Origin of the sequence: Bradyrhizobium sp. SZCCHNR1098, assembly GCF_032489375.1 — a bacterium.
GTDB lineage: Bacteria > Pseudomonadota > Alphaproteobacteria > Rhizobiales > Xanthobacteraceae > Bradyrhizobium.
This window is the reverse complement of sequence record NZ_JAUEXY010000005.1, coordinates 221,284-240,004: the sequence shown is the minus strand read 5'-3', so window position 1 is coordinate 240,004 and position 18,721 is coordinate 221,284. Positions and strand designations below refer to the sequence as shown.

The window sequence follows — 18,721 nt, the reverse complement described above, 5'->3', positions numbered from 1 at the left end:
GAGAACTTCGTAAAGGATCGCATTCGCATCAACAGCGACGCACTCTCGGCCGGTTAACCCTCCCGGTTAACGGCTGGTCAGGCCGGTGGGCCTATAAGCGCCCCGGATTGAGGTGGGGGCAGTCATGAACTCCGAGCGGGCGGACCGGTCTGTGGAACTCAGCACGTCCCCTCGCAGGCCGTCGGCGGCAAAGATCTGGCTGAAGGCGATCGAGCTGACCTCGCGCATCGAGGCAGAGCCGGCGCGGCTGTTCGCCGACGTGGTGGACGACTGGGCTGCGAAGCAGCCCGAACGGCCGGCGCTCGTCTCCGATCGCGAGACGCTGAGCTATTCCGCCCTGTCTGCGCGCATCAACCAATACGCCCGTTGGGCGCTGGCCAACGGCATCGGGCCTGGTCACACGGTCGCTTTGATGATGCCGAGCCGGCCCGACTACCTGGCCGCCTGGCTTGGGATCAGCCGCGTCGGCGGCACGGTTGCGCTCATCAACACCAATCTGATCGGACCGTCGCTCGCGCATTGCATCAATGTGGCTCGGCCAGTCCATGTGATCGTCTCCAAGGACTTCCACGAAGCCTATACGGAGGTTGCGCCGGTGATCGCAGGCGGGCCGCGTGTCTGGGTTGCCGATGGCGGCGATCTCGACGTCGCGGTCGCCGCGATGGATACGCACGCGCTCGACGCAACTGAGCGCCGCGCCGTGACGATCAACGACCGCGCGCTGCTGATCTACACCTCCGGCACGACGGGCCTGCCCAAGGCCGCCAGCATCAGCCATCGCCGCATCATGAACTGGGGCGGCTGGTTTGCCGGCCTCACCGGTGCAGGTCCCGACGATCGCCTCTATGACTGTCTGCCTGTCTATCATTCCGTCGGCGGCATCGTCGCGCCCTGCAGCATGCTGCGCGCCGGCGGTGCGGCGGTGCTCGCCGAGAAATTCTCGGCGAGCAATTTTTGGCGCGACATCGTTCGTCACGATTGCACGCTGGTGCAATATATCGGCGAGCTCTGCCGCTACCTGCTGGCCGCCGCGCCATCCGATTTCGACAGCGCCCATCGGCTGCGGCTCGCCTGCGGCAACGGAATGCGCGGTGACGTCTGGGAGGCGTTCCAGGCGCGCTTCGTCATTCCCCAGGTGCTGGAATTCTATGCCGCGACCGAAGGCAACTTCTCACTCTACAATGTCGAGGGCAGGGTGGGATCGATCGGGCGCGTGCCGTCGCTGCTCGCGCATCGCTTTCCCGCCGAAATCATCAAGCTGGACGCCAACCAGCGCGCACCCTTGCGCGGACCCGATGGGCGGTGCCTGGTCTGCGCGCGCGGCGAGATCGGCGAAGCCATTGGCCGCATCGGTACGGCGGACCAGGGAGGCGGCCGCTTCGAGGGCTATACCGACACGGGCGAGACCGAGAAGAAGATCCTGCGCGACGTCTTCGCGAAGGGCGATGCCTGGTTCCGCACCGGCGACCTGATGCGCCAGGATGACCAAGGCTTCTTCTATTTCGTCGATCGCGTCGGCGACACCTTCCGCTGGAAGGGCGAGAACGTTGCGACCAGCGAGGTGAACGAGGCGATCCTGCAATGTCCCGGCGTGTTGGAAGCATCGACCTATGGTGTCGTCGTGCCGGGCAGCGATGGACGCGCCGGCATGGCGGCGCTCGTTGTCGGCGACAGCTTCGATCTCGATCGCCTCTCTTTAGAACTTGCCCGCCGGTTGCCGCCCTATGCGCGGCCGGTGGCGCTCCGCATCACGTCGTCGCTGCAGTCGACCGAAACATTCAAGCAGAAGAAGCAGGAGCTGATGCGCGACGGCTTCGATCCGTCGATCGTGCACGAGCCGCTCTACGTGCGGGACGCCGGGACGGGTGCCTATTGCCCGCTCGATCGGCATCTCCATGCGCGGATCCTCGCCGGCGAGGTTCGTTTGTAGATGATTTTAATCATAGGCCGTGATGGGTATTTACCAACGGTCCCGAAAGATGGCTGGGAAGTCCGGCTTCCTTCACCTTCTCGTCCTATGGTCGGTTTCATCGTTTGAACAGTGAGCGGATTGGCCCATGTCGGTACGGTTAAGAATCATTGCAGCGATCAAGCAGATTGCGGACGAGCAGAAGGTCAAGCTGCCGCCGCTGACCGACGAACTGACGTTGCACGAGACCGGCTTCGACTCGCTCGCTTTTGCCATCCTTGTCGCCCGTCTCGAGGACGATCTCGGCGTCGATCCATTCACACTGTCCGAGGACGTGACGTTCCCCAACACGATAGGCGACTTCATCGGGGCCTATGAGAATGTCCCCGCGTGAGATCTTCGCCCTTCGCGACCATCTCGGGACCGCGCTGACCGAGCGGACGATCTCCGATCCGCGTCACGTCCTATCGCTCGCCGAGCTCTCGCGTGGAAGCTGCCTCGGCGGCCGCACCAAAGAGCTCAACGGACGTTCGGTGCTGCTGGCGACCTCCGGCCAGTTGCTCGCCGGCCTCGCGCTGATCGAGATCGACGGCGTCGCGCGGCGCCTGCTGTTGTGTCCGCCGGATCTCAAGGGCGAGCATCTCGCCAGCATCATCGCCGATGCGGACATCGACGTCATTGTGACCGATGAGGTCCAGCGTTTCGACGCCTGCGGCGTGGATCTCGTGATCGAGGTCGCCCTGCCGCAACCTTCTGTCGAGGTGGTGCAGACGGTGCGCGCCACCGAATGGCTGATGCTGACATCAGGCACATCGGGCGTGCCGAAGATTGTCGGGCATACGCTCGAGGGCCTGTGCGGCGCGATCATCGGCGACCGTCCGGGTCCTGGCGAAGCGATGCCGGTGTGGGCGACCTTCTACGACATTCGCCGCTATGGCGGCCTGCAGATCTTCCTGCGTGCCATCGTCGGCGGCGGCTCGATGGTGCTGTCGGATCCGGGCGAGGGGCTCACGGACCACATCGCGCGTCTCAACGCACGCGGCGTCACTCACATGTCCGGAACGCCGTCGCATTGGCGCAAGCTGCTGATGAGCGGATCGGTCGACGGCTTTGCGCCGCGCTATGTGCGTCTCTCAGGCGAGATCGCCGACCAGGCCGTGCTCGACGGATTGAAGCAGGCATTTCCCGACGCTTCGATCGGTCATGCCTACGCCTCGACGGAGGCCGGCGTCGGCTTCGCGGTCAATGATGGGCTGGAGGGTTTTCCTGCGACGCTGCTCGGCGAAGGCCGCGGTGCCGTCGACATGAAGGTCGTCGACGGCTCGCTGCTCATCCGCTCCAGGCGCGCGGCGCACGCCTATGTCGGACGCGCTGCGGCTGCCCTGACCGATACGGACGGCTATGTCGACACCGGCGACATGGTCGAGCTGCGCGGCGATCGCTACTACTTCGTCGGGCGCCGCAACGGCATCATCAATGTCGGCGGGCTCAAGGTCCATCCCGAAGAGATCGAAGCCGTGATCAATGGCCATCCCGAGGTGCGGATGTCGCGCGCCAAGTCGCGACGCAGCCCGATCACCGGCGGCATCGTCGTCGCCGAGGTCGTGCTGACGGCGGATGCCGATCCGGCGCGGAGTGAGACGGTTCGCAATGAGATCCTCGCCGCGTGTCGCGCGCGTCTCGCGGCTCACAAGGTGCCGGCGATGATCCGCGTCGTGCCAGCGCTCGACGTCACACCGGCCGGCAAGCTGGCGCGCGCCGATGCATAATGTTCTCGTCACCGGCGGCAGCCGTGGCATCGGGCTCGCCATCGCGCGCAGGCTCGCGGGAGCGGGCTATGACGTCATCGCGGTGGCCCGCCGGGAGAGCGACGAACTGCGCGCCGCGATGGCCGAGTTCAGCGCCAGCAGCGCCGGCATTCATTTCCGCGCCTGCGACCTCAGCGTCGTTGACGACCTTCCGGCCTTCGTGAAGTCGGTCCGCGACGAGTTCGGTCCGCTCTATGGTCTCGTCAACAATGCCGGTCTCGGCACTGAAGGGCTGCTCGCGACCATGCACAATTCGGAGATCGAGGCGCTGGTGCGGCTCAACGTGCTGGCGCCGATGATCCTGACGAAATACGTCGTTCGCCACATGATGGCCGCGGGCGAGGGGCGGGTGATCAACATCTCCTCGATCATCGCCTCTACCGGCTACAACGGCCTGTCCGTCTACGGCGCGACCAAGGCGGCCGCCAACGGCTTCACGCGCTCGCTGGCGCGCGAGGTCGGCAAGGTCGGCATCACCGTGAACGCGATCGCGCCGGGCTTCATCGCCACCGAGCTGACGCAGAGCATGGACGAGGAGCAGCAGCGGCGCATCGCCGGCCGGAGCGCGTTGCGGCGGCTGCCGGAAACCGATGACGTGGCCGCGATGGTTGAATTCCTGCTCGGCGACGGCGGGCGCAATGTCACCGGCACCGTGCTGACGGTCGACGCAGGCAATACGGCCTGAGGCCATTTGCGGCGATCGGTCGCTCTCGCCGTTGATTTCGCTCAAGCGTCCGACGGGCGGCAGCAGCGATAGTGCCGGCGCAATCCGGAACCGGTATCCATGTTCGAGCGCATTCTGCGGTGGAGCCTCGTCGCAATCGCAATCGCGGGCCTTGCCGCGGGCGGCCTCGCGCATGTGGTCGGTCGCCCCGATCTTGCCGGGATCGCGTTCACGGCCTCGACCGTTCCTGTTATCCTCGGGCTGATCGTCTCGATCGTCCGCGATTTCCTGGCCGGCCGCATCGGCGTCGACGCGATTGCGCTGGTGTCGATGAGCGCGGCAATCATCCTCGGCGAGCCGCTGGCCGGCGCTGTCGTGGCGCTGATGTATGCTGGCGGCAACGTGCTGGAAGACATTGCCGTCGCCCGCGCTGAGCACGATCTGCGCGCGCTGGTCGATCGCGCGCCGCGCGAGGCGCATCGCCGCCGTGGCGACGACATCGACAACGTTCCGATCGCCAGCGTCGCGGTCGGTGATCGCCTGATGGTCCGCGCCGGCGAAATCATCCCGGTCGATGGCATGGTCGAAGCGACGATCGCCGTCGTCGACGAGTCGGCGCTCACGGGTGAGCCGATCCCGGTGACGAAGACGCGCGGGATGGCGATCCTTTCGGGATCGGTGAACGCCGGCGACACGTTCGAAATGGTGGTCACGGCCACCGCGGGCGAAAGCACCTATGCCGGCATCGTCAAGCTGGTGACGACGGCCCAGACCGCGAAGGCGCCGTTCGTGCGGCTTGCCGACCGCTATGCCCTGATCTTTCTGCCCGTCAGCCTCGCCATTGCGGCGGCCGCCTGGTTCGCCTCGGGCGATCTCATCCGGAGCCTCGCGGTGCTGGTCGCCGCGACGCCCTGCCCGTTGATCCTCGCCGCACCCGTGGCCTTCATCGCGGGGGTCGCGCAGGCCGCGCGCAGCGGCATCCTGGTCAAGGGCGGCGGCAAGCTGGAGGCGCTCGCGCGTGCCCATACCGTGCTGTTCGACAAGACGGGCACGCTGACCGTCGGCGGCGCGCGGCTGCTCTCGGTCGACGCGGCACCGGGCGAGGACGCCGATGCGGTACTGCTGCTCTGCGCATCGCTCGAGCAGGCCTCGCACCACGTGGTGGCGCACGCGATCGTTCAGGCCGGCCAGGCCCGCGGGCTGAAGCTGAAGGTGCCCGAACAGGTCAGGGAGACCATGGGCTCGGGCCTCGAAGGGCTGATCGATGGCCGCCCTGTGATGGCCGGCTCGCGCGACCTCGTGCTCGGCAGCCGCACGCCGCCGGCTTGGGCGGCGCGCGCGATCCGCCGGGCGTCGTGGCGTTCGGCCCTGATCGTCTTCGTCGCCGTCGAGGGGCGCCCGATCGGGGCGCTGCTGCTGGCCGACGAGCTGCGTGCGGATACGCCGCGGGCGATCCGCTGGCTGCGCGAGGCCGGCATCGCGCGCATGGTCATGGTGACCGGGGACCGCGCCGCGGCCGCGCAGGCGATCGGCGCGGCGCTCGACCTCGACGCCGTGCTGGCGGACCGTGTCCCCTCCGACAAGGTGGAGGCGGTCAAGACCGAGCAGCGGCTGCATCCCACGATCATGGTCGGCGACGGCATCAACGATGCCCCTGCGCTGGCCTCCGCCGATGTCGGCATCGCGCTCGGCGCCCGCGGCGCCAGCGCCTCGTCGGAAGCCGCCGACGTGGTCATTCTCGCCGATCGGCTCGATCGGGTGGGCGAGGCGATCGTGATCGCGCAGCGCGCCCGGCGCATCGCCCTGGAGAGCATCTTCGTCGGCATGGGCCTGTCGTTTGTCGCGATGGGGGCCGCCGCCTTCGGCCTGCTGCAGCCGGTGCCTGCCGCCCTGGCCCAGGAGGCCATCGACGTCGCCGTCATCCTGAACGCGCTCCGCGCTTTGTTCCCGGCTGGCCGCAGCAAGGCCGGCCGGATCACGGCCGAAGACGGCCGCGGGCTCAGGCATGATCACCAGGCGTTGCTGCGCGGCCTCGACCGCCTGCGCTCGATCGTCGATGCGCTCGACGAGGCCTCGCCCGACGGCGCCGTGGCGCTGATCATGGAGGCAAACGGCTTGGTGCAGGACAAGGTCGTGGCGCATGAGCGCGACGACGAAGGCTCGGTCTATCCGAAGCTCGCGCGGCTCCTGCAGGAGAGCCATGGCCTGTCGGCGATGAGCCGGGCGCATCGCGAGATCCTGCATCTGGCGCGGCTGCTCGGCCGGCTGGTCGAGGATCTGCCGTCCGAGCATGTGGACCGCTATCTGATCCGCGATGCGCAACGGGTGATCGAGGCGATCGAGACGCTGGTGCGCATGCACACGGCGCAGGAGGACGACATCTACGAGGCCGTGGTGGCGCGCTCGGCCGCCTGAGCCGTTCGCGTCAGCCCGGATGCCGCGGCAGGTCGATCCGCTCGTTGGCAAATTCCGCGGGACCTTCGATCAGGCGGCGAATCCGCCGCTGGCGCTCGTCGGCCGCCAGGTTCGGGTCGAGCATCCGATCGATCAGCCGGATCGCATTCTGCTCGATGGCGACGGGATCCCGCGACGTGAGCTGCCCTGTTGCTGCCGGCCGCGATGCATGCAGGCCGATCGTGAGCAATTGGCCGATGGCGTCGGAGCGTGTCATCTGGTGGGCCTCCGCCCAGGCGTCGATCTCGGCGGTGAGCTCCTGGGACAGCTTCACCGCACTCACCGCATCATGCCCCAGCCGGACGGCCGGGCTGTGATCCCTGCGGACGTCGGAGAATGGCGTCATGTGTTTGCCGGACGTCATCTGCCTGTTGATCATATTAGCCTAAAATATGCGGGAGGGACTGGGATTTGATTTCGATCAAGGACGTCCTAAGAAAGCGGCTTCTCGCGGCGGTTCCGCCGCCGGATGCCACGCGTGTCGCTGCCGCCAGGCGGGCCACGGAGCACAATACCGCAGACAGTCGGCAAGCCCATGCGATTCCTCCACACCTTCCAGGTCTATGATTTCCTCGACACGCTCGTCAGCCTGTTCACGGCTTTCGTGCTGGGGACGCTGATCGGCGCCGAGCGGCAATACCGGCAGCGCAGCGCCGGTCTTCGGACCAACGTGCTGGTTGCCGTCGGCGCGGCTGCCTTCGTCGACCTCGGCAACCGCCTCACCGGCGCCGACGGCGCGGTGCGGATCATCGCCTATGTGGTGTCGGGGATCGGCTTCCTCGGCGCCGGCACGATCATGAAGGAGGGCATGAACGTCCGCGGGCTCAACACCGCCGCGACGCTGTGGGCGTCCGCCGCGGTCGGCGCCTGCGCCGGCGCCGACCTGATCGCGCAATCGGTGGCGCTGACCGTGTTCGTGCTGGCCGGCAACACGCTGTTGCGGCCGCTGGTCAACGCGATCGATCGCATCCCGCTCAATGCGCAGACGTCGGAGGCGCACTACGAGATCGTCCTGACCACCGACGGGCTGCGCGCCGCCGAGCTGCGCGAGGCGCTCGACGAGCGGCTGGAGGCGGCCAAATACCCGGTGCGCGAGACCGAGGTCGTCTATCGGTCGGAGGACATCGTCGAGATCGTCGCGACGCTGGTGCCGCTCGCGGTCGATACGGTCGATCTCGACCGCGTCGTGTCCGAGCTGGCGAAGCTCGCCGGGGTCCGTCATGCGACCTGGAACGTCAGAGCGCTGGTGTGACGGCATTGGCCGACCAGCATCGCCGCACCGGCGGCGGGGCGCTCGCCACACCTCGTGGCTGCCTGCCGTCGGCGGTCGTCGCAAGCTCCCCACCCACGTCATGGTTCGACATCCCCCGCATCGCTCATCGCGCCCAGGCGAAAGTTCCATGTCGCGCCTGAACCATCGCTGAATGCAACGCCCTCGGTCGCCCGGCGTGCGGCAGCTCCATCGTCAGTGCCCGCCGCGGGCGAAGATCTCGTAGAAGCCGAGCACGATCTCGCTGGCGATCAGGATGACGACGATCACCTCGAGCCGCAGCGAGCGCTTGGTGTCGATGATGTCGGCGAGCGTGGTCGCCGTCTCGGCGATCACCGCGAGCTTGCGGTTGAGGGTTTCCTCCCGCTCCTTCAGCTCATACTCGTCCTCGAGCCGCGCATAGAGCCGCTCCAGATCGGGCCGGTCCCACAACACGTCCGGCTTCTCGCCGACCGCCACGCGGCCGGAGACCCGGTGCTGCACCAGCAGCGCCTCGCCGAGCAGCCTGAGCATCGCGACCCGGCTCTTCGACGTTCGCCCCAGCATCGCCAATTCGCGCGCGAACGGCTCGATCGTGTCGAACACGTTGGCGATCTCGCGCTCGCTGCGGCCGAGCACGACGCTCTTCGCCAGCGCATCGGCGACGATGAGCAGTCGCTCCAGCGACAATTCCTTGACCAGGACCGGGCCGCCGACCGGGATCGGTTCGTCGGATTCGCGCGCGACCTGGACCCTGGCCGTCTCCTCCTCGTGCGGTGCGATCGGGCCGAACAGCCGCGCGCTCAGCCGGTCGAGGAAGTTGATCTCCTCGGCCACCGACAGGCCGATGAAGACGACGACGCCATAGCGGAAGACCACGGCGACTCCCGTCTCGCCGATGCGGACCGCAAGCGGCGTCGCCGACAGCACCTGGCCTTCGAAGCCGGCGGTATTGATGCGGTCCGCGATCTGGAGCGCGCGGGCGGCGAGTTGTGGAACGGGGGAGCTGTCGGCCATCATGGCGAAAGGCTAGCACGTCGAACCCGACAGAACGATAACGCGGCGCAAGCCTGGCGACACGTCCGCTGCCGAATATCGTTGCGTGAACCCGCTTGACAGGAATGAACGTAGCTCCTCATTGGACGCGCACCCCGGACGGATGCCTCTCGATGTCGAAGACCAGCGCTGCGGACTACTATGCCTCGATTCCGGTGTTTCGCGGCTTTGCGCGCCTGATGGAGCCGCAGCTCTACCAGCCGGTGCCGGATGATTGGCTGATCGGCACGGCCGACATCGTCGAGTCGACCAAGGCGATCGCCGACAAGCGCTACAAGGCGGTCAACATGGCCGGGGCGGCGGTCATCGCCGCGGTCACCAATGCCTTGGAGGGGCGCGAATTCCCGTTCGTGTTCGGCGGTGACGGCGCCAGCTTCGCCGTCAGCCCGGATGACGAAGCGGCCGCGCGCGAGGCCCTTGCCGCCACCGCGACCTGGGTCAGGGAGGATCTCGCTCTGGCGATGCGCGTCGCGCTGGTGCCGGTGAGCGCCGTCCGCGCGCAGGGGCTCGACGTCCGCGTGGCGCGCTACGGTCCATCGGCCAATCTGTCCTACGCGATGTTCGCGGGCGGCGGATTGGGCTGGGCCGAGGCCGCGATGAAGCGGGGCGAGTTCGCGATTCCCCCGGCGCCGTCCGGTGCGCAGCCCGATCTGTCCGGACTCTCGTGCCGCTTCGAGGAGATTCCGGCGGCGCGTGGGGTCATTCTGTCGGTGCTGGTGCTGCCGGCCCCGGGCGCGGATGCGCAGGCCTATCGCAAGGTGATCGAGGAGATCATCACCCTTACCGAGCGCAGCCCCGATGCCGGGCGGCCGGTGCCGGCCGGCGCGCCGGCGTTGCGATGGCCGCCGCAGGGATTTGGCTACGAGGTCCGCGCCGCGCGCGGACCGCTGTTTTCGCGCTGGGCCCGCGTGCTCGGACGTACGCTGTTCGTCTATGCCGTGATGCGGTTCAACATCAGCATCGGCGGCTTTGTGCCGGATCTCTACAAGCAGCAGGTGGTCGAGAATTCCGACTTCCGCAAATATGACGATGCGCTGCGCATGATCCTCGACTGCACCGACGAGCTCGCGCAGGAGCTGGAGCGCCGGCTCGGCGCGGCGGCCTCGCGCGGCATCGTCCGCTACGGGCTGCATCGGCAGGATGCCGCGATGATGACCTGCTTCACGCCGTCCGCGATCCGGCCCGATCACGTCCACTTCATCGACGGCGCACGAGGCGGCTACGCGTCGGCTGCGACCGCGTTGAAAGCCGCGGTCGCCTGAGCGCGGATCAGCGGGAGCGGGTCCAGGTCTCGCCGCCGCACAGCGATCCGACGCAGCCTTCCACCTTCAGCGTATCCGGGCCGGAAACGGAGATGTGGCTGGTGTAGCTCTGGCCGTCGTCGGCGTTGTAGATCTTGCCGGACCATTTGTTCGGCCCCTCCGAGTGAACGCCTTCGAACAGTTGCAGCCCGATGATCGGGCGGTTGGCCAGCGAGCGATTCGGATTCTTGTTGTCGACGGCCGGCTTGCCGGTGTCGGTGTCCATCGGCTCCTTCAGCCACACGACGGTGCCGCAGAGATTGGCGCCGCATTTGGCGACCTTGATCCTGGCGTCGCCCGCCTGGGTCAGCCAGGTGCCGGTCGGATCATCGGCGGCCAAAGCGGGCTGCGCCATCACGACGGTCGCCAGCGCAAGACCAGCCAAACGCAATTTCCAAATCATCTTACCCCCCGTTGAAGCCGCGTTTCCATAACAGCAAACGGCGCAGTTGCAATCGTCGAGGTGCGGTTGTCCAAGGCATGATCATCACGATCAGGTGCATTGCCGACGGGGCGTCTCAATCCGTTGTTCGATTGTCTCATGGCATGCGCCGGGAAATGGTTTTGACTGCCGCAACAAACTCCGCTGTCGTCCCGGCCCTTGAGCCGGGACCCATACCCCCAGGGAGCGGTTTGAGGCACGCCGGCCATTGGCTTTTCGCATCTCACGTCCGCCGCGGCGTATGGGTCCCGGATCAGCGCCATGCTGCGCTGGCGCGCGTCACGGCTTGTCCGGGACGACGACGGCGGGTGAGGCGGTTTCACGGTTCAAACAGCGATGGACATAGCTTTGCAGTCTCGCGGCCCTTTAGGCCCGAGGTCTGCGATCATCGTGGCCCCTGCAAAAATGCAGAGGGCGCAGGGAATGCCGGGTGAAGGCCTCACCCATGGCCCGCCTGCTGAAAAAATGCAGGCGGCAGGTACCACAGGCAAAGCCGAACACTCCGGCATTCCCTGCGCGACGGTCTTCACGCTTATACGCAGTCTCCCTGGTGCGCCGGGCTTGTTGGCCACCATCCCCAGCGCCATGCGTTAGCATTGCGCCAGGTTGACACCAGCTTCGGGGTGTCAGGACGCTGCGACTTCACGTCCGCGCGCTACCGTTCGTCCGCACGCCGATAAGCATGCTGCGGCAGCAACGCGGCCATCGCATCCCCACCTCGCGTGTCGTGACGATCGCGCGCAACGCCCCTCTGCGGTGAGGCGGGATGCCGGGATACAATCATGATTTCTTAAAAAGCGCAATAGGATTATTTTTTTCGGAAGACTGCCATGTGCTCCGCTGTCGTCCCGGCCTTGAGCCGGGACCCATACGCCGCGGCGGACGTGAGATGCGAAAAGCCAATGGCCAGCGTGCCTCAAACATCTCCCTGGGGGTATGGGTCCCGGATCTGCGCGCGCGTGCCGCGCGCTTGTCCGGGACGACAGGGGAGAGCGGCCTCACCACGGCAGGCCGCAGAGGTCGATGGTGCCGCGCGTCGGCGCGGTGCGCTTGACGTCGTGCACGAGCGCAGACAGCGTGTCGAAGCGGATGCGGCCCTGCTCGGGCTGCTCGGCGTAGACGTCGCCGTCGAACGGAATGAAGCCGCGTGCCGTATAGAAGGGGATGCGATCCGCCGCGCAGAACAGGACGGCGTAGTTGATCGAGTCCTCGTGCCGCAGGGTCTGGATCGCCGCGTTCAGTCCCACCGTGGCGAGACCGCGGTTGCGCATGTCGGCGCGCGTCAAAACGCCGCCGATGCCGCCGACATTGACGTTCTGACCGTTCCATTTCACGAGTCGGCGATAGATGCCGACATGGCTGAGCACCTCGCCGCTCTCGTCCTGCACCAGCACCCGCAGGTCGGCATGCGCAAATGTGATACCTGCCCACGGTAATCCGGCGACCACCTCCGGCGGCCAAATCGCGTCGTAAAGCGGCTTGACCTGCGGCCAGGCGGCGTCACCATTCAATACGTCGATCTCGATGCTCATCAAAGCGGCTCGCTTTTTCCAAATTCACGGTGTTTTACGGTGTCGGAACCTTCTATAAGAAGGTCCCGTTAAATCCCGTCTTCCACAAGTTGCGGAACCGCCCCCATGACCTTTACGCTTCCCCCCCTGCCTTACGCCTATGAAGCCCTCGGACCCTACATGTCCAAGGAGACGCTCGAGTACCATCACGACAAGCATCATCAGGCCTATGTGACCAACGGCAACAATGCGATCAAGGGGACCGAATTCGAAGGCAAGTCCCTCGAGGAGATCGTCAAGGGCTCGTTCGGCAAGAACCCCGCGGTGTTCAACAATGCCGGCCAGCACTTCAACCACATCCATTTCTGGTCGTGGATGAAGCCGAACGGCGGCGGCTCCAAGCTGCCTGGCCGGCTCGAGAAGAAGATCGATGAGGATCTCGGCGGCTTCGAGAAATTCAAGGCCGACTTCGCGGCCGCCGGCGTCGGCCAGTTCGGCTCGGGCTGGTGCTGGCTCTCGGTCAAGAACGGCAAGCTCGAAATCTCCAAGACGCCGAACGGCGAGAACCCGCTGGTGCACGGCGCGACCCCGATCCTCGGCTGCGACGTCTGGGAACACTCCTACTACATCGACTATCGCAACCGTCGTCCCGACTATCTGAAGGCGTTCGTCGAGAACCTGATCAACTGGGACTACGTCGACGAGCTGTACGGCAAGGCGATCTGATCGCGAGCCGGGCGAGACACCAGGGCGGCGGCTTCGGCTCGCCGCCCTTTTTCATGCCCGACGCGGTTTGATGCGGGCGATCCTTGCAAGGCGGAAGCCGCTGCGGCAAAAGTTTTGCATCTTTTGTGGCAAGGGCAGGGCATCCATTCTCGCGATGCCTGCTGCAGGTGAGGTCCCGTGAATCAGCTGGTCGGATATTTTCTCGTCTTCTTCGGCGGCGGCTGCGGCGCCTCGCTACGGCACGCGATCAACATGGCCAGCGCCAGGGCATTCGGGACGGACTTCCCGTACGGCACCTTTATCATCAACATCACCGGCTCCACCGTGATGGGCCTGATCGCCGGCTACCTCGCCTTCAAGGGCGAAGCGACCCAGCATTGGCGGCTGTTCCTGATGACCGGCATCCTCGGCGGCTACACCACATTCTCGGCGTTCTCGCTCGACACCGCGCTGCTCTATGAGCGCGGCGCGCTTGGGCTGGCCGCAATGTATGTGCTCGGCTCGGTCGGCATCTCCATCGCCGGCCTGTTCGGCGGCCTCGCTCTGATGCGGTATCTGAGCTGACGGATCGGCGGGCAGAGCGAGGCACGATCTCTCATCCGTCATTGCGAGCGCAGCGCGCTGCGCTCGCAATGACGGATGGGGCGAAGACCTCCGGCCTCAGAAACACCGCCCAGCCGGCCGGTGGACAGGGGTGATGTTATAATGTAACATCATGACGATGACGCAGCCTGCCCTCCATAGCCACGGCCATTCCCATGCCCACAGCCATGGCCATAGCCACGGTCCCGCGGCGCCGCATCCGGCGCAGCCGGCGCCGTGGTCGATCCTGCGCATGCCGGTGACCACCCGGCTCGGCGCGGCGCTGGCGGCGAGCGCGGTGCTCTGGCTGATCGTCTGGCTGGCGATGCGGTGATGACGGCCATGGTCCAGCTGCAATTCCGCGACGTGACTCTGGGCTACGACCGCCACCCCGCCGTGCATCACCTCACCGGTGAGGTCGCGACGGGCGCGCTGCTCGCCGTGGTCGGCCCCAACGGCGCCGGCAAGTCGACCCTGTTCCGCGGCATCGTCGGCCTGTTGAAGCCGCTCGCCGGCACCATCGCCGCGGCCGGCCTGAAGCCGCGCGAAATCGCTTATCTGCCGCAGATCGCCGATATCGACCGCTCCTTCCCGATCTCGGTGTTCGATTTCGTCAGCACCGGACTGTGGCGCAGCACCGGCATGTTCGGCGGCATCGGCGCGGCCGCGCGCGAGAAGATCGCGCAGGCGATCGCGGCCGTCGGCCTCACCGGATTCGAGGGCCGCGGAATCGGCACGTTGTCGGGCGGCCAGATGCAGCGCATGCTGTTCGCGCGCGTGCTGCTGCAGGATGCCCGGGTGATCGTGCTCGACGAGCCGTTCAATGCGATGGATACGAAGACCTCGGCCGACCTGTTGCAACTGATCGAGCACTGGCATGGCGAGCGGCGCACCGTGCTGGCGGCGCTGCACGACATGGAGATGGTGCGCGCGCATTTCCCGCAGACCCTGCTGCTGGCGCGCGAGGCCGTGGCCTGGGGACCGACGGCGGAGGTGCTGACCGCCGATAACCTGTCACAGGCGCGTCGGATGTGCGAGGCGTTCGACGATGCCGCCGCGCCCTGCGTGCCCGCGCAAGCCTCCAAGGCGGCATGATGCTGCGCGAGGTGCTGTTCGCTCCGTTCTCGGATTTCGAGTTCATGCGCCGCGCGCTCGCCGCGGTCATCGCGCTATCGCTCGGCTCCGGACCGATCGGCGTATTCCTGATGCTCAGGCGCATGAGCCTGGTCGGCGACGCCATGGCACATGCGATTCTTCCCGGCGCGGCGATCGGTTTCCTGCTGTCGGGGCTCAATTTGTTCGCGATGACGACCGGCGGCCTGATCGCCGGCTTCGCCGTGGCGCTGCTATCGGGCCTCGTGTCGCGCTCGACCGGGCTGAAGGAGGACGCGTCGCTCGCGACCTTCTATCTGGCGTCACTCGCGATCGGCGTCACCATCGTCTCGGTCAAGGGCACCAACGTCGATCTCTTGCACGTGCTGTTCGGCAACATCCTGGCGATGGACGACCCGACCCTGCTGATGGTCGCGACCAACGCCACCATCACGCTCGTCGTGCTCGCCGTGATCTACCGCCCGCTGGTGGTGGAGAGCGTCGATCCCTCGTTCCTGCGCACGGTGAGCCGGGCCGGTGCGCCGGCGCATCTGATCTTCCTCGCCCTGATCGTCGTCAATCTGGTCAATGGATTCCAGGCGCTGGGCACCTTGCTCGCGGTCGGCCTGATGATCCTGCCGGCGGGGATCGCCCGGTTCTGGTCGCGCGACGTCACGCCGATGATCTGCATCGCGGTCGCCTCTGCGATCGTCTCCGGCTATGTCGGTCTGGTGCTGTCGTTCCAGACCCGCATTCCCTCGGGGCCTGCGATCATCCTGGTCGCGTCCTTGCTCTATCTCGGCTCGGTACTGTTCGGACGCGTGGGCGGCGTGCTTCCGCAACTGTTTCCGGGACGCCATCTCGAAGCTTGAAGTCGATGCCCATGAAACGCCTGCTGTCCGCGCTGAGCCTGCTCTTCGGCCTTGTTCTGATTGTCCCCGCATCGGCCGAGACCCGGCTGAACGTCGTCACCAGCTTCTCGATCCTCGCCGATTTCGTCCGCCAGGTCGGCGGCGACAAGGTCAATGTCGCCTCGCTGGTCGGGCCGGACAGCGACGTGCACGTCTACACGCCGACGCCGCATGATGCGAAGGATGTCGGCGCCGCGCAGCTCCTGATCGTCAACGGCCTCGGGCTGGAGGGCTGGCTGCCACGGCTGCAGCAGGCTTCCGGCAGCAAGGCGCCGATCGTCGTCGCCACCCGGGGCATCACCCCGCGCAAGCGCGGCTCGGATGCCGATCCGCATGCCTGGCAGTCGGTCGGCAACGCCAAGGTCTATGTGAAGAACATCCGCGATGCGCTGGTCGCGGCCGACCCCGCAGACGCGGAGGTCTTCAAGGCCAATGCGGAGCGCTATCTCGGCGAGCTCGATGCACTCGACCGCGAGGTCCGCGCCGAGATCGACAAGATCCCGGCCGAGCGGCGCAAGGTGATCTCGACCCATGACGCCTTCGGTTATTTCGCCGATGCCTATGGCGTCGCCTTCATCGCCCCGCTCGGCGTCTCCACCGAGACCGAGCCGTCGGCCCGCGACGTCGCCGAGATCATCCGCCAAGTGAAAAAAGCGGGGATTCCGGCCGTCTTCCTGGAGAATTTCAACGACGACCGGCTGGTCGGCCGGATCGCCGCCGAGACCGGCGCGAAGATCGGCGGGACGCTGTATTCCGACGCCCTGAGCGATGAAAAGGGCCCCGTTCCCACTTACATTGCCATGGTCAGGCACAATATAAGGGCCCTGACGAGCGCGCTGGTCCGTTAGGGTTTTCGAGCCCTCGCGGCGGCGCGCTTTTTGAGCCATTTTCGACGCGATCTGAGGTTTTCGGAGTGAGCATGTCCGACGCGAGCAAGACACCAGTGACGGTCCTGACCGGCTATCTCGGGGCCGGCAAGACCACGCTTCTGAACCGCATCCTCTCGGAAGACCACGGCAAGAAATACGCCGTCATCGTCAACGAATTCGGCGAGATCGGCATCGACAACGACCTCATCGTCGGCGCCGACGAGGAAGTGTTCGAGATGAACAACGGCTGCATCTGCTGCACCGTGCGCGGCGATCTCGTGCGCATCATCTCCGGCCTGATGCGGCGCAAGGGCAAGTTCGACGCCATCATCGTCGAGACCACGGGGCTGGCCGATCCGGCGCCGGTGGCGCAGACCTTCTTCGTCGACGAGGACGTGCAGAAGAACGCGCGGCTCGACGCGGTCGTGACGGTGGCCGACGCGAAGTGGCTCTCGGACCGGCTCAAGGATGCGCCGGAGGCGAAGAACCAGATCGCGTTTGCCGACGTCATCGTGCTCAACAAGACCGATCTCGTTACCAAGCCGGAGCTCGCCGAGGTCGAGGCGCGCATCCGCGCCATCAACCCCTACGCAAAGCTGCATCGCACCGAGCGCTGCCAGATCGCGATCTCGGATGTGCTGGAGCGCGGCGCGTTCGATCTCGACCGCATTCTGGAGATCGAGCCGGAATTTTTGAACGCCGGCGACGATCACGATCATCATCACCATGATCACGACCACGGCCATGATCACCATCACCACGATCACGGCCTGAAGCACTATCACGACGAGGAGATGCAATCGCTGTCGCTGCGCTCCGACAAGCCGCTCGATCCGTCGAAGTTCATGCCGTGGCTGCAGAACCTGGTGCAGACCGAGGGTGGCAAGATCCTGCGCTCCAAGGGCATCCTGTCGTTTCAGGACGATGACGACCGCTACGTCTTCCAGGGCGTGCACATGATGCTCGAAGGCGATCACCAGCGGAAGTGGAAGCCCGACGAGGCGCGCGAGAGCCGCGTCGTCTTCATCGGCCGCGAGCTGCCGGAAGACGCCATCCGCGAAGGTTTCGAACGCTGCATCGTGACCTGATGACGTCGTTTGACCAGGGCGGCGAGGCCGCATCCATCGTGTCCGTCACCGACAAGGTGAAGCCGGTCTCGCTCGGCATGGCCGTCACGGCCGTGCACTATCTCGGCGATCGTGCCGCCTTCGTCGGCACCGAGGAGAGCGTCGCAATCGTCGACGGCGAGGGTGAGATCAGCAAGGTCGTCGTGTCTGGCGGCGGCATCCTGTCGGCAGTGTCGGACGGATCGCGCATCGTGATCGGCGGCGATGACGGCAAGGTTTCCTCGCTCGACAAGGCGGGCAGCGTCAGCGTGCTCGTGACCGATCCGAAGCGGCGCTGGATCGACAACGTCGCCCTTCATCCGGACGGTGCGATCGCCTGGTCGGTCGGCAAGACCGCGTTCGTGCGTCAGCCCAAGGGCGAGGAGAAGTCGCTCGAGGTGCCGTCGACCGCGGGTGGACTTGCGTTTGCGCCGAAGGGCCTCCGGCTCGCGATCGCGCATTACAACGGCGCGACCTTGTGGTTTCCCAACATGGCGGGCGAGCCGGAATTCCTCGGCTGGGCCGGCTCGCATCACGCCGTCACTTTCAGCCCGGACAACAAGTTCCTGGTCACCGCGATGCATGAGCCGGCGCTGCATGGCTGGCGGCTCGCGGATAGCAGGCACATGCGGATGACCGGCTACCCCTCGCGGGTGAAGTCGATGTCCTGGGGCAGCGGCGGCCGTTTCCTGGCGACCTCGGGGGCCGACATGGTCATCCTCTGGCCGTTCGTCGGCAAGGACGGCCCGATGGGCAAGGAGCCGGCGATGCTGGCGCCGATGAAGGCCAAGGTCACCGCTGTCGCTTGCCATCCCAAGCAGGACATCCTCGCCTGCGGCTACGAGGACGGCACCGTGCTGATGGTGCGGATGCAGGACGGCGCCGAGATCCTGGTGCGGCGGAACGAGACGCCGCCGATCGTGGCGCTGGGCTGGAATGCTGCGGGAACGTGGCTCGCATTCTCGGACGAGAGCGGCGAGGCGGGACTGCTGCGGCTCTGATGGGCCACTGGGGCGCAGGCTCCGATGGAACCTCGCAGGC

Annotated in this window: 19 protein-coding genes; 15 read left to right on the top strand and 4 right to left on the bottom strand. The window is 66.4% G+C overall.

Going from position 1 to position 18,721, the window contains the following annotated elements; translation table 11 throughout:
• Positions 1-124 precede the first annotated feature (124 nt).
• The 5 genes from QX135_RS13760 (at position 125) to QX135_RS13740 (ending at position 6,796) form a co-directional block, all read left to right on the top strand.
• Positions 125-1,930, top strand: coding sequence for a long-chain-acyl-CoA synthetase (locus QX135_RS13760; RefSeq protein ID WP_316181184.1), 1,806 nt, complete (start codon positions 125-127; stop codon positions 1,928-1,930).
• Positions 1,931-2,057: 127 nt separating this feature from the next.
• The gene (locus QX135_RS13755) at positions 2,058-2,303 is read left to right on the top strand and encodes an acyl carrier protein (RefSeq protein ID WP_315716519.1); all 246 of its coding nucleotides are present in this window, start codon (positions 2,058-2,060) and stop codon (positions 2,301-2,303) included.
• Complete coding sequence (locus QX135_RS13750) at positions 2,290-3,678, top strand: AMP-binding protein (protein WP_316181186.1); 1,389 nt, start codon at positions 2,290-2,292, stop codon at positions 3,676-3,678. The genes QX135_RS13755 and QX135_RS13750 overlap by 14 nt, the downstream gene beginning before the upstream one ends.
• On the top strand, positions 3,671-4,402 hold the full coding sequence (locus tag QX135_RS13745; RefSeq protein ID WP_315736432.1) for an SDR family NAD(P)-dependent oxidoreductase: 732 nt from the start codon (positions 3,671-3,673) through the stop codon (positions 4,400-4,402). Before QX135_RS13750 ends, QX135_RS13745 begins: the two co-directional genes overlap by 8 nt.
• Positions 4,403-4,501: 99 nt before the next feature.
• A complete protein-coding gene (locus tag QX135_RS13740; RefSeq protein WP_315779202.1) occupies positions 4,502-6,796 on the top strand; it encodes a heavy metal translocating P-type ATPase in 2,295 nt (764 codons plus the stop codon).
• 10 nt (positions 6,797-6,806) lie between these two features.
• Here QX135_RS13740 and QX135_RS13735 read toward each other — a convergent pair whose 3' ends face one another.
• Positions 6,807-7,214 (bottom strand): hypothetical protein, encoded by a 408-nt coding sequence (locus QX135_RS13735; RefSeq protein ID WP_315736434.1) that lies wholly within the window; start codon positions 7,212-7,214, stop codon positions 6,807-6,809.
• 156 nt (positions 7,215-7,370) lie between these two features.
• Between QX135_RS13735 and QX135_RS13730 the strand changes: the two genes are divergently transcribed.
• Positions 7,371-8,087 carry an MgtC/SapB family protein gene (locus tag QX135_RS13730; RefSeq protein ID WP_315736435.1) on the top strand — a complete coding sequence of 239 codons (717 nt, stop codon included), beginning with the start codon at positions 7,371-7,373 and terminating at the stop codon, positions 8,085-8,087.
• 213 nt (positions 8,088-8,300) lie between these two features.
• Here QX135_RS13730 and QX135_RS13725 read toward each other — a convergent pair whose 3' ends face one another.
• Entirely contained in the window at positions 8,301-9,104 is an 804-nt protein-coding gene (locus tag QX135_RS13725) for an RMD1 family protein (RefSeq protein ID WP_316181188.1), read from the bottom strand.
• A gap of 149 nt (positions 9,105-9,253) precedes the next feature.
• Between QX135_RS13725 and QX135_RS13720 the strand changes: the two genes are divergently transcribed.
• A complete protein-coding gene (locus QX135_RS13720; RefSeq protein WP_316181190.1) occupies positions 9,254-10,402 on the top strand; it encodes a DUF3095 domain-containing protein in 1,149 nt (382 codons plus the stop codon).
• A 7-nt stretch (positions 10,403-10,409) separates the two neighbouring features.
• On the opposite strand, the gene QX135_RS13715 is transcribed toward QX135_RS13720, so the two are convergent.
• Positions 10,410-10,844 (bottom strand): DUF2147 domain-containing protein, encoded by a 435-nt coding sequence (locus QX135_RS13715; protein ID WP_315779200.1) that lies wholly within the window; start codon positions 10,842-10,844, stop codon positions 10,410-10,412.
• 1,037 nt (positions 10,845-11,881) lie between these two features.
• A complete protein-coding gene (locus QX135_RS13710; RefSeq protein WP_316181193.1) occupies positions 11,882-12,415 on the bottom strand; it encodes a GNAT family N-acetyltransferase in 534 nt (177 codons plus the stop codon).
• 105 nt (positions 12,416-12,520) lie between these two features.
• Between QX135_RS13710 and QX135_RS13705 the strand changes: the two genes are divergently transcribed.
• The 8 genes from QX135_RS13705 (at position 12,521) to QX135_RS13670 (ending at position 18,681) form a co-directional block, all read left to right on the top strand.
• Positions 12,521-13,120 carry a superoxide dismutase gene (locus QX135_RS13705; protein WP_315753699.1) on the top strand — a complete coding sequence of 200 codons (600 nt, stop codon included), beginning with the start codon at positions 12,521-12,523 and terminating at the stop codon, positions 13,118-13,120.
• A gap of 177 nt (positions 13,121-13,297) precedes the next feature.
• Positions 13,298-13,684, top strand: coding sequence for a fluoride efflux transporter CrcB (gene crcB, locus QX135_RS13700; RefSeq protein ID WP_316181195.1), 387 nt, complete (start codon positions 13,298-13,300; stop codon positions 13,682-13,684).
• Positions 13,685-13,841: 157 nt separating this feature from the next.
• Positions 13,842-14,036, top strand: a complete 195-nt coding sequence (locus QX135_RS13695; RefSeq protein WP_315736441.1) for a hypothetical protein — start codon at positions 13,842-13,844, stop codon at positions 14,034-14,036.
• The gene (locus QX135_RS13690; RefSeq protein ID WP_315777668.1) at positions 14,036-14,797 is read left to right on the top strand and encodes an ABC transporter ATP-binding protein; all 762 of its coding nucleotides are present in this window, start codon (positions 14,036-14,038) and stop codon (positions 14,795-14,797) included. Before QX135_RS13695 ends, QX135_RS13690 begins: the two co-directional genes overlap by 1 nt.
• Positions 14,794-15,666, top strand: a complete 873-nt coding sequence (locus tag QX135_RS13685; protein ID WP_410052055.1) for a metal ABC transporter permease — start codon at positions 14,794-14,796, stop codon at positions 15,664-15,666. The genes QX135_RS13690 and QX135_RS13685 overlap by 4 nt, the downstream gene beginning before the upstream one ends.
• Before the next feature lie 11 nt (positions 15,667-15,677).
• Positions 15,678-16,553 (top strand): metal ABC transporter substrate-binding protein, encoded by an 876-nt coding sequence (locus QX135_RS13680; RefSeq protein ID WP_316181198.1) that lies wholly within the window; start codon positions 15,678-15,680, stop codon positions 16,551-16,553.
• A gap of 71 nt (positions 16,554-16,624) precedes the next feature.
• Positions 16,625-17,662, top strand: coding sequence for a CobW family GTP-binding protein (locus tag QX135_RS13675; protein ID WP_410053223.1), 1,038 nt, complete (start codon positions 16,625-16,627; stop codon positions 17,660-17,662).
• The gene (locus QX135_RS13670; protein ID WP_316234124.1) at positions 17,662-18,681 is read left to right on the top strand and encodes a WD40 repeat domain-containing protein; all 1,020 of its coding nucleotides are present in this window, start codon (positions 17,662-17,664) and stop codon (positions 18,679-18,681) included. Before QX135_RS13675 ends, QX135_RS13670 begins: the two co-directional genes overlap by 1 nt.
• Positions 18,682-18,721: the final 40 nt, after the last annotated feature.

Bases quoted from the DNA above. Each gene is read 5' to 3' on its own strand.
- QX135_RS13680 (WP_316181198.1), top strand. From the start codon at position 15,678: ATGAAACGCCTGCTGTCCGCGCTGAGCCTGCTCTTCGGCCTTGTTCTG.
- QX135_RS13755 (WP_315716519.1), top strand. From the start codon at position 2,058: ATGTCGGTACGGTTAAGAATCATTGCAGCGATCAAGCAGATTGCGGAC.
- QX135_RS13675 (WP_410053223.1), top strand. From the start codon at position 16,625: ATGTCCGACGCGAGCAAGACACCAGTGACGGTCCTGACCGGCTATCTC.
- QX135_RS13760 (WP_316181184.1), top strand. From the start codon at position 125: ATGAACTCCGAGCGGGCGGACCGGTCTGTGGAACTCAGCACGTCCCCT.
- QX135_RS13730 (WP_315736435.1), top strand. From the start codon at position 7,371: ATGCGATTCCTCCACACCTTCCAGGTCTATGATTTCCTCGACACGCTC.
- QX135_RS13720 (WP_316181190.1), top strand. From the start codon at position 9,254: ATGTCGAAGACCAGCGCTGCGGACTACTATGCCTCGATTCCGGTGTTT.
- QX135_RS13705 (WP_315753699.1), top strand. From the start codon at position 12,521: ATGACCTTTACGCTTCCCCCCCTGCCTTACGCCTATGAAGCCCTCGGA.
- QX135_RS13735 (WP_315736434.1), bottom strand. From the start codon at position 7,214: ATGATCAACAGGCAGATGACGTCCGGCAAACACATGACGCCATTCTCC.
- QX135_RS13685 (WP_410052055.1), top strand. From the start codon at position 14,794: ATGATGCTGCGCGAGGTGCTGTTCGCTCCGTTCTCGGATTTCGAGTTC.
- QX135_RS13670 (WP_316234124.1), top strand. From the start codon at position 17,662: ATGACGTCGTTTGACCAGGGCGGCGAGGCCGCATCCATCGTGTCCGTC.
- QX135_RS13740 (WP_315779202.1), top strand. From the start codon at position 4,502: ATGTTCGAGCGCATTCTGCGGTGGAGCCTCGTCGCAATCGCAATCGCG.
- QX135_RS13715 (WP_315779200.1), bottom strand. From the start codon at position 10,844: ATGATTTGGAAATTGCGTTTGGCTGGTCTTGCGCTGGCGACCGTCGTG.
- QX135_RS13710 (WP_316181193.1), bottom strand. From the start codon at position 12,415: ATGAGCATCGAGATCGACGTATTGAATGGTGACGCCGCCTGGCCGCAG.
- QX135_RS13725 (WP_316181188.1), bottom strand. From the start codon at position 9,104: ATGATGGCCGACAGCTCCCCCGTTCCACAACTCGCCGCCCGCGCGCTC.
- QX135_RS13745 (WP_315736432.1), top strand. From the start codon at position 3,671: ATGCATAATGTTCTCGTCACCGGCGGCAGCCGTGGCATCGGGCTCGCC.
- QX135_RS13750 (WP_316181186.1), top strand. From the start codon at position 2,290: ATGTCCCCGCGTGAGATCTTCGCCCTTCGCGACCATCTCGGGACCGCG.
- QX135_RS13690 (WP_315777668.1), top strand. From the start codon at position 14,036: ATGACGGCCATGGTCCAGCTGCAATTCCGCGACGTGACTCTGGGCTAC.
- QX135_RS13695 (WP_315736441.1), top strand. From the start codon at position 13,842: ATGACGCAGCCTGCCCTCCATAGCCACGGCCATTCCCATGCCCACAGC.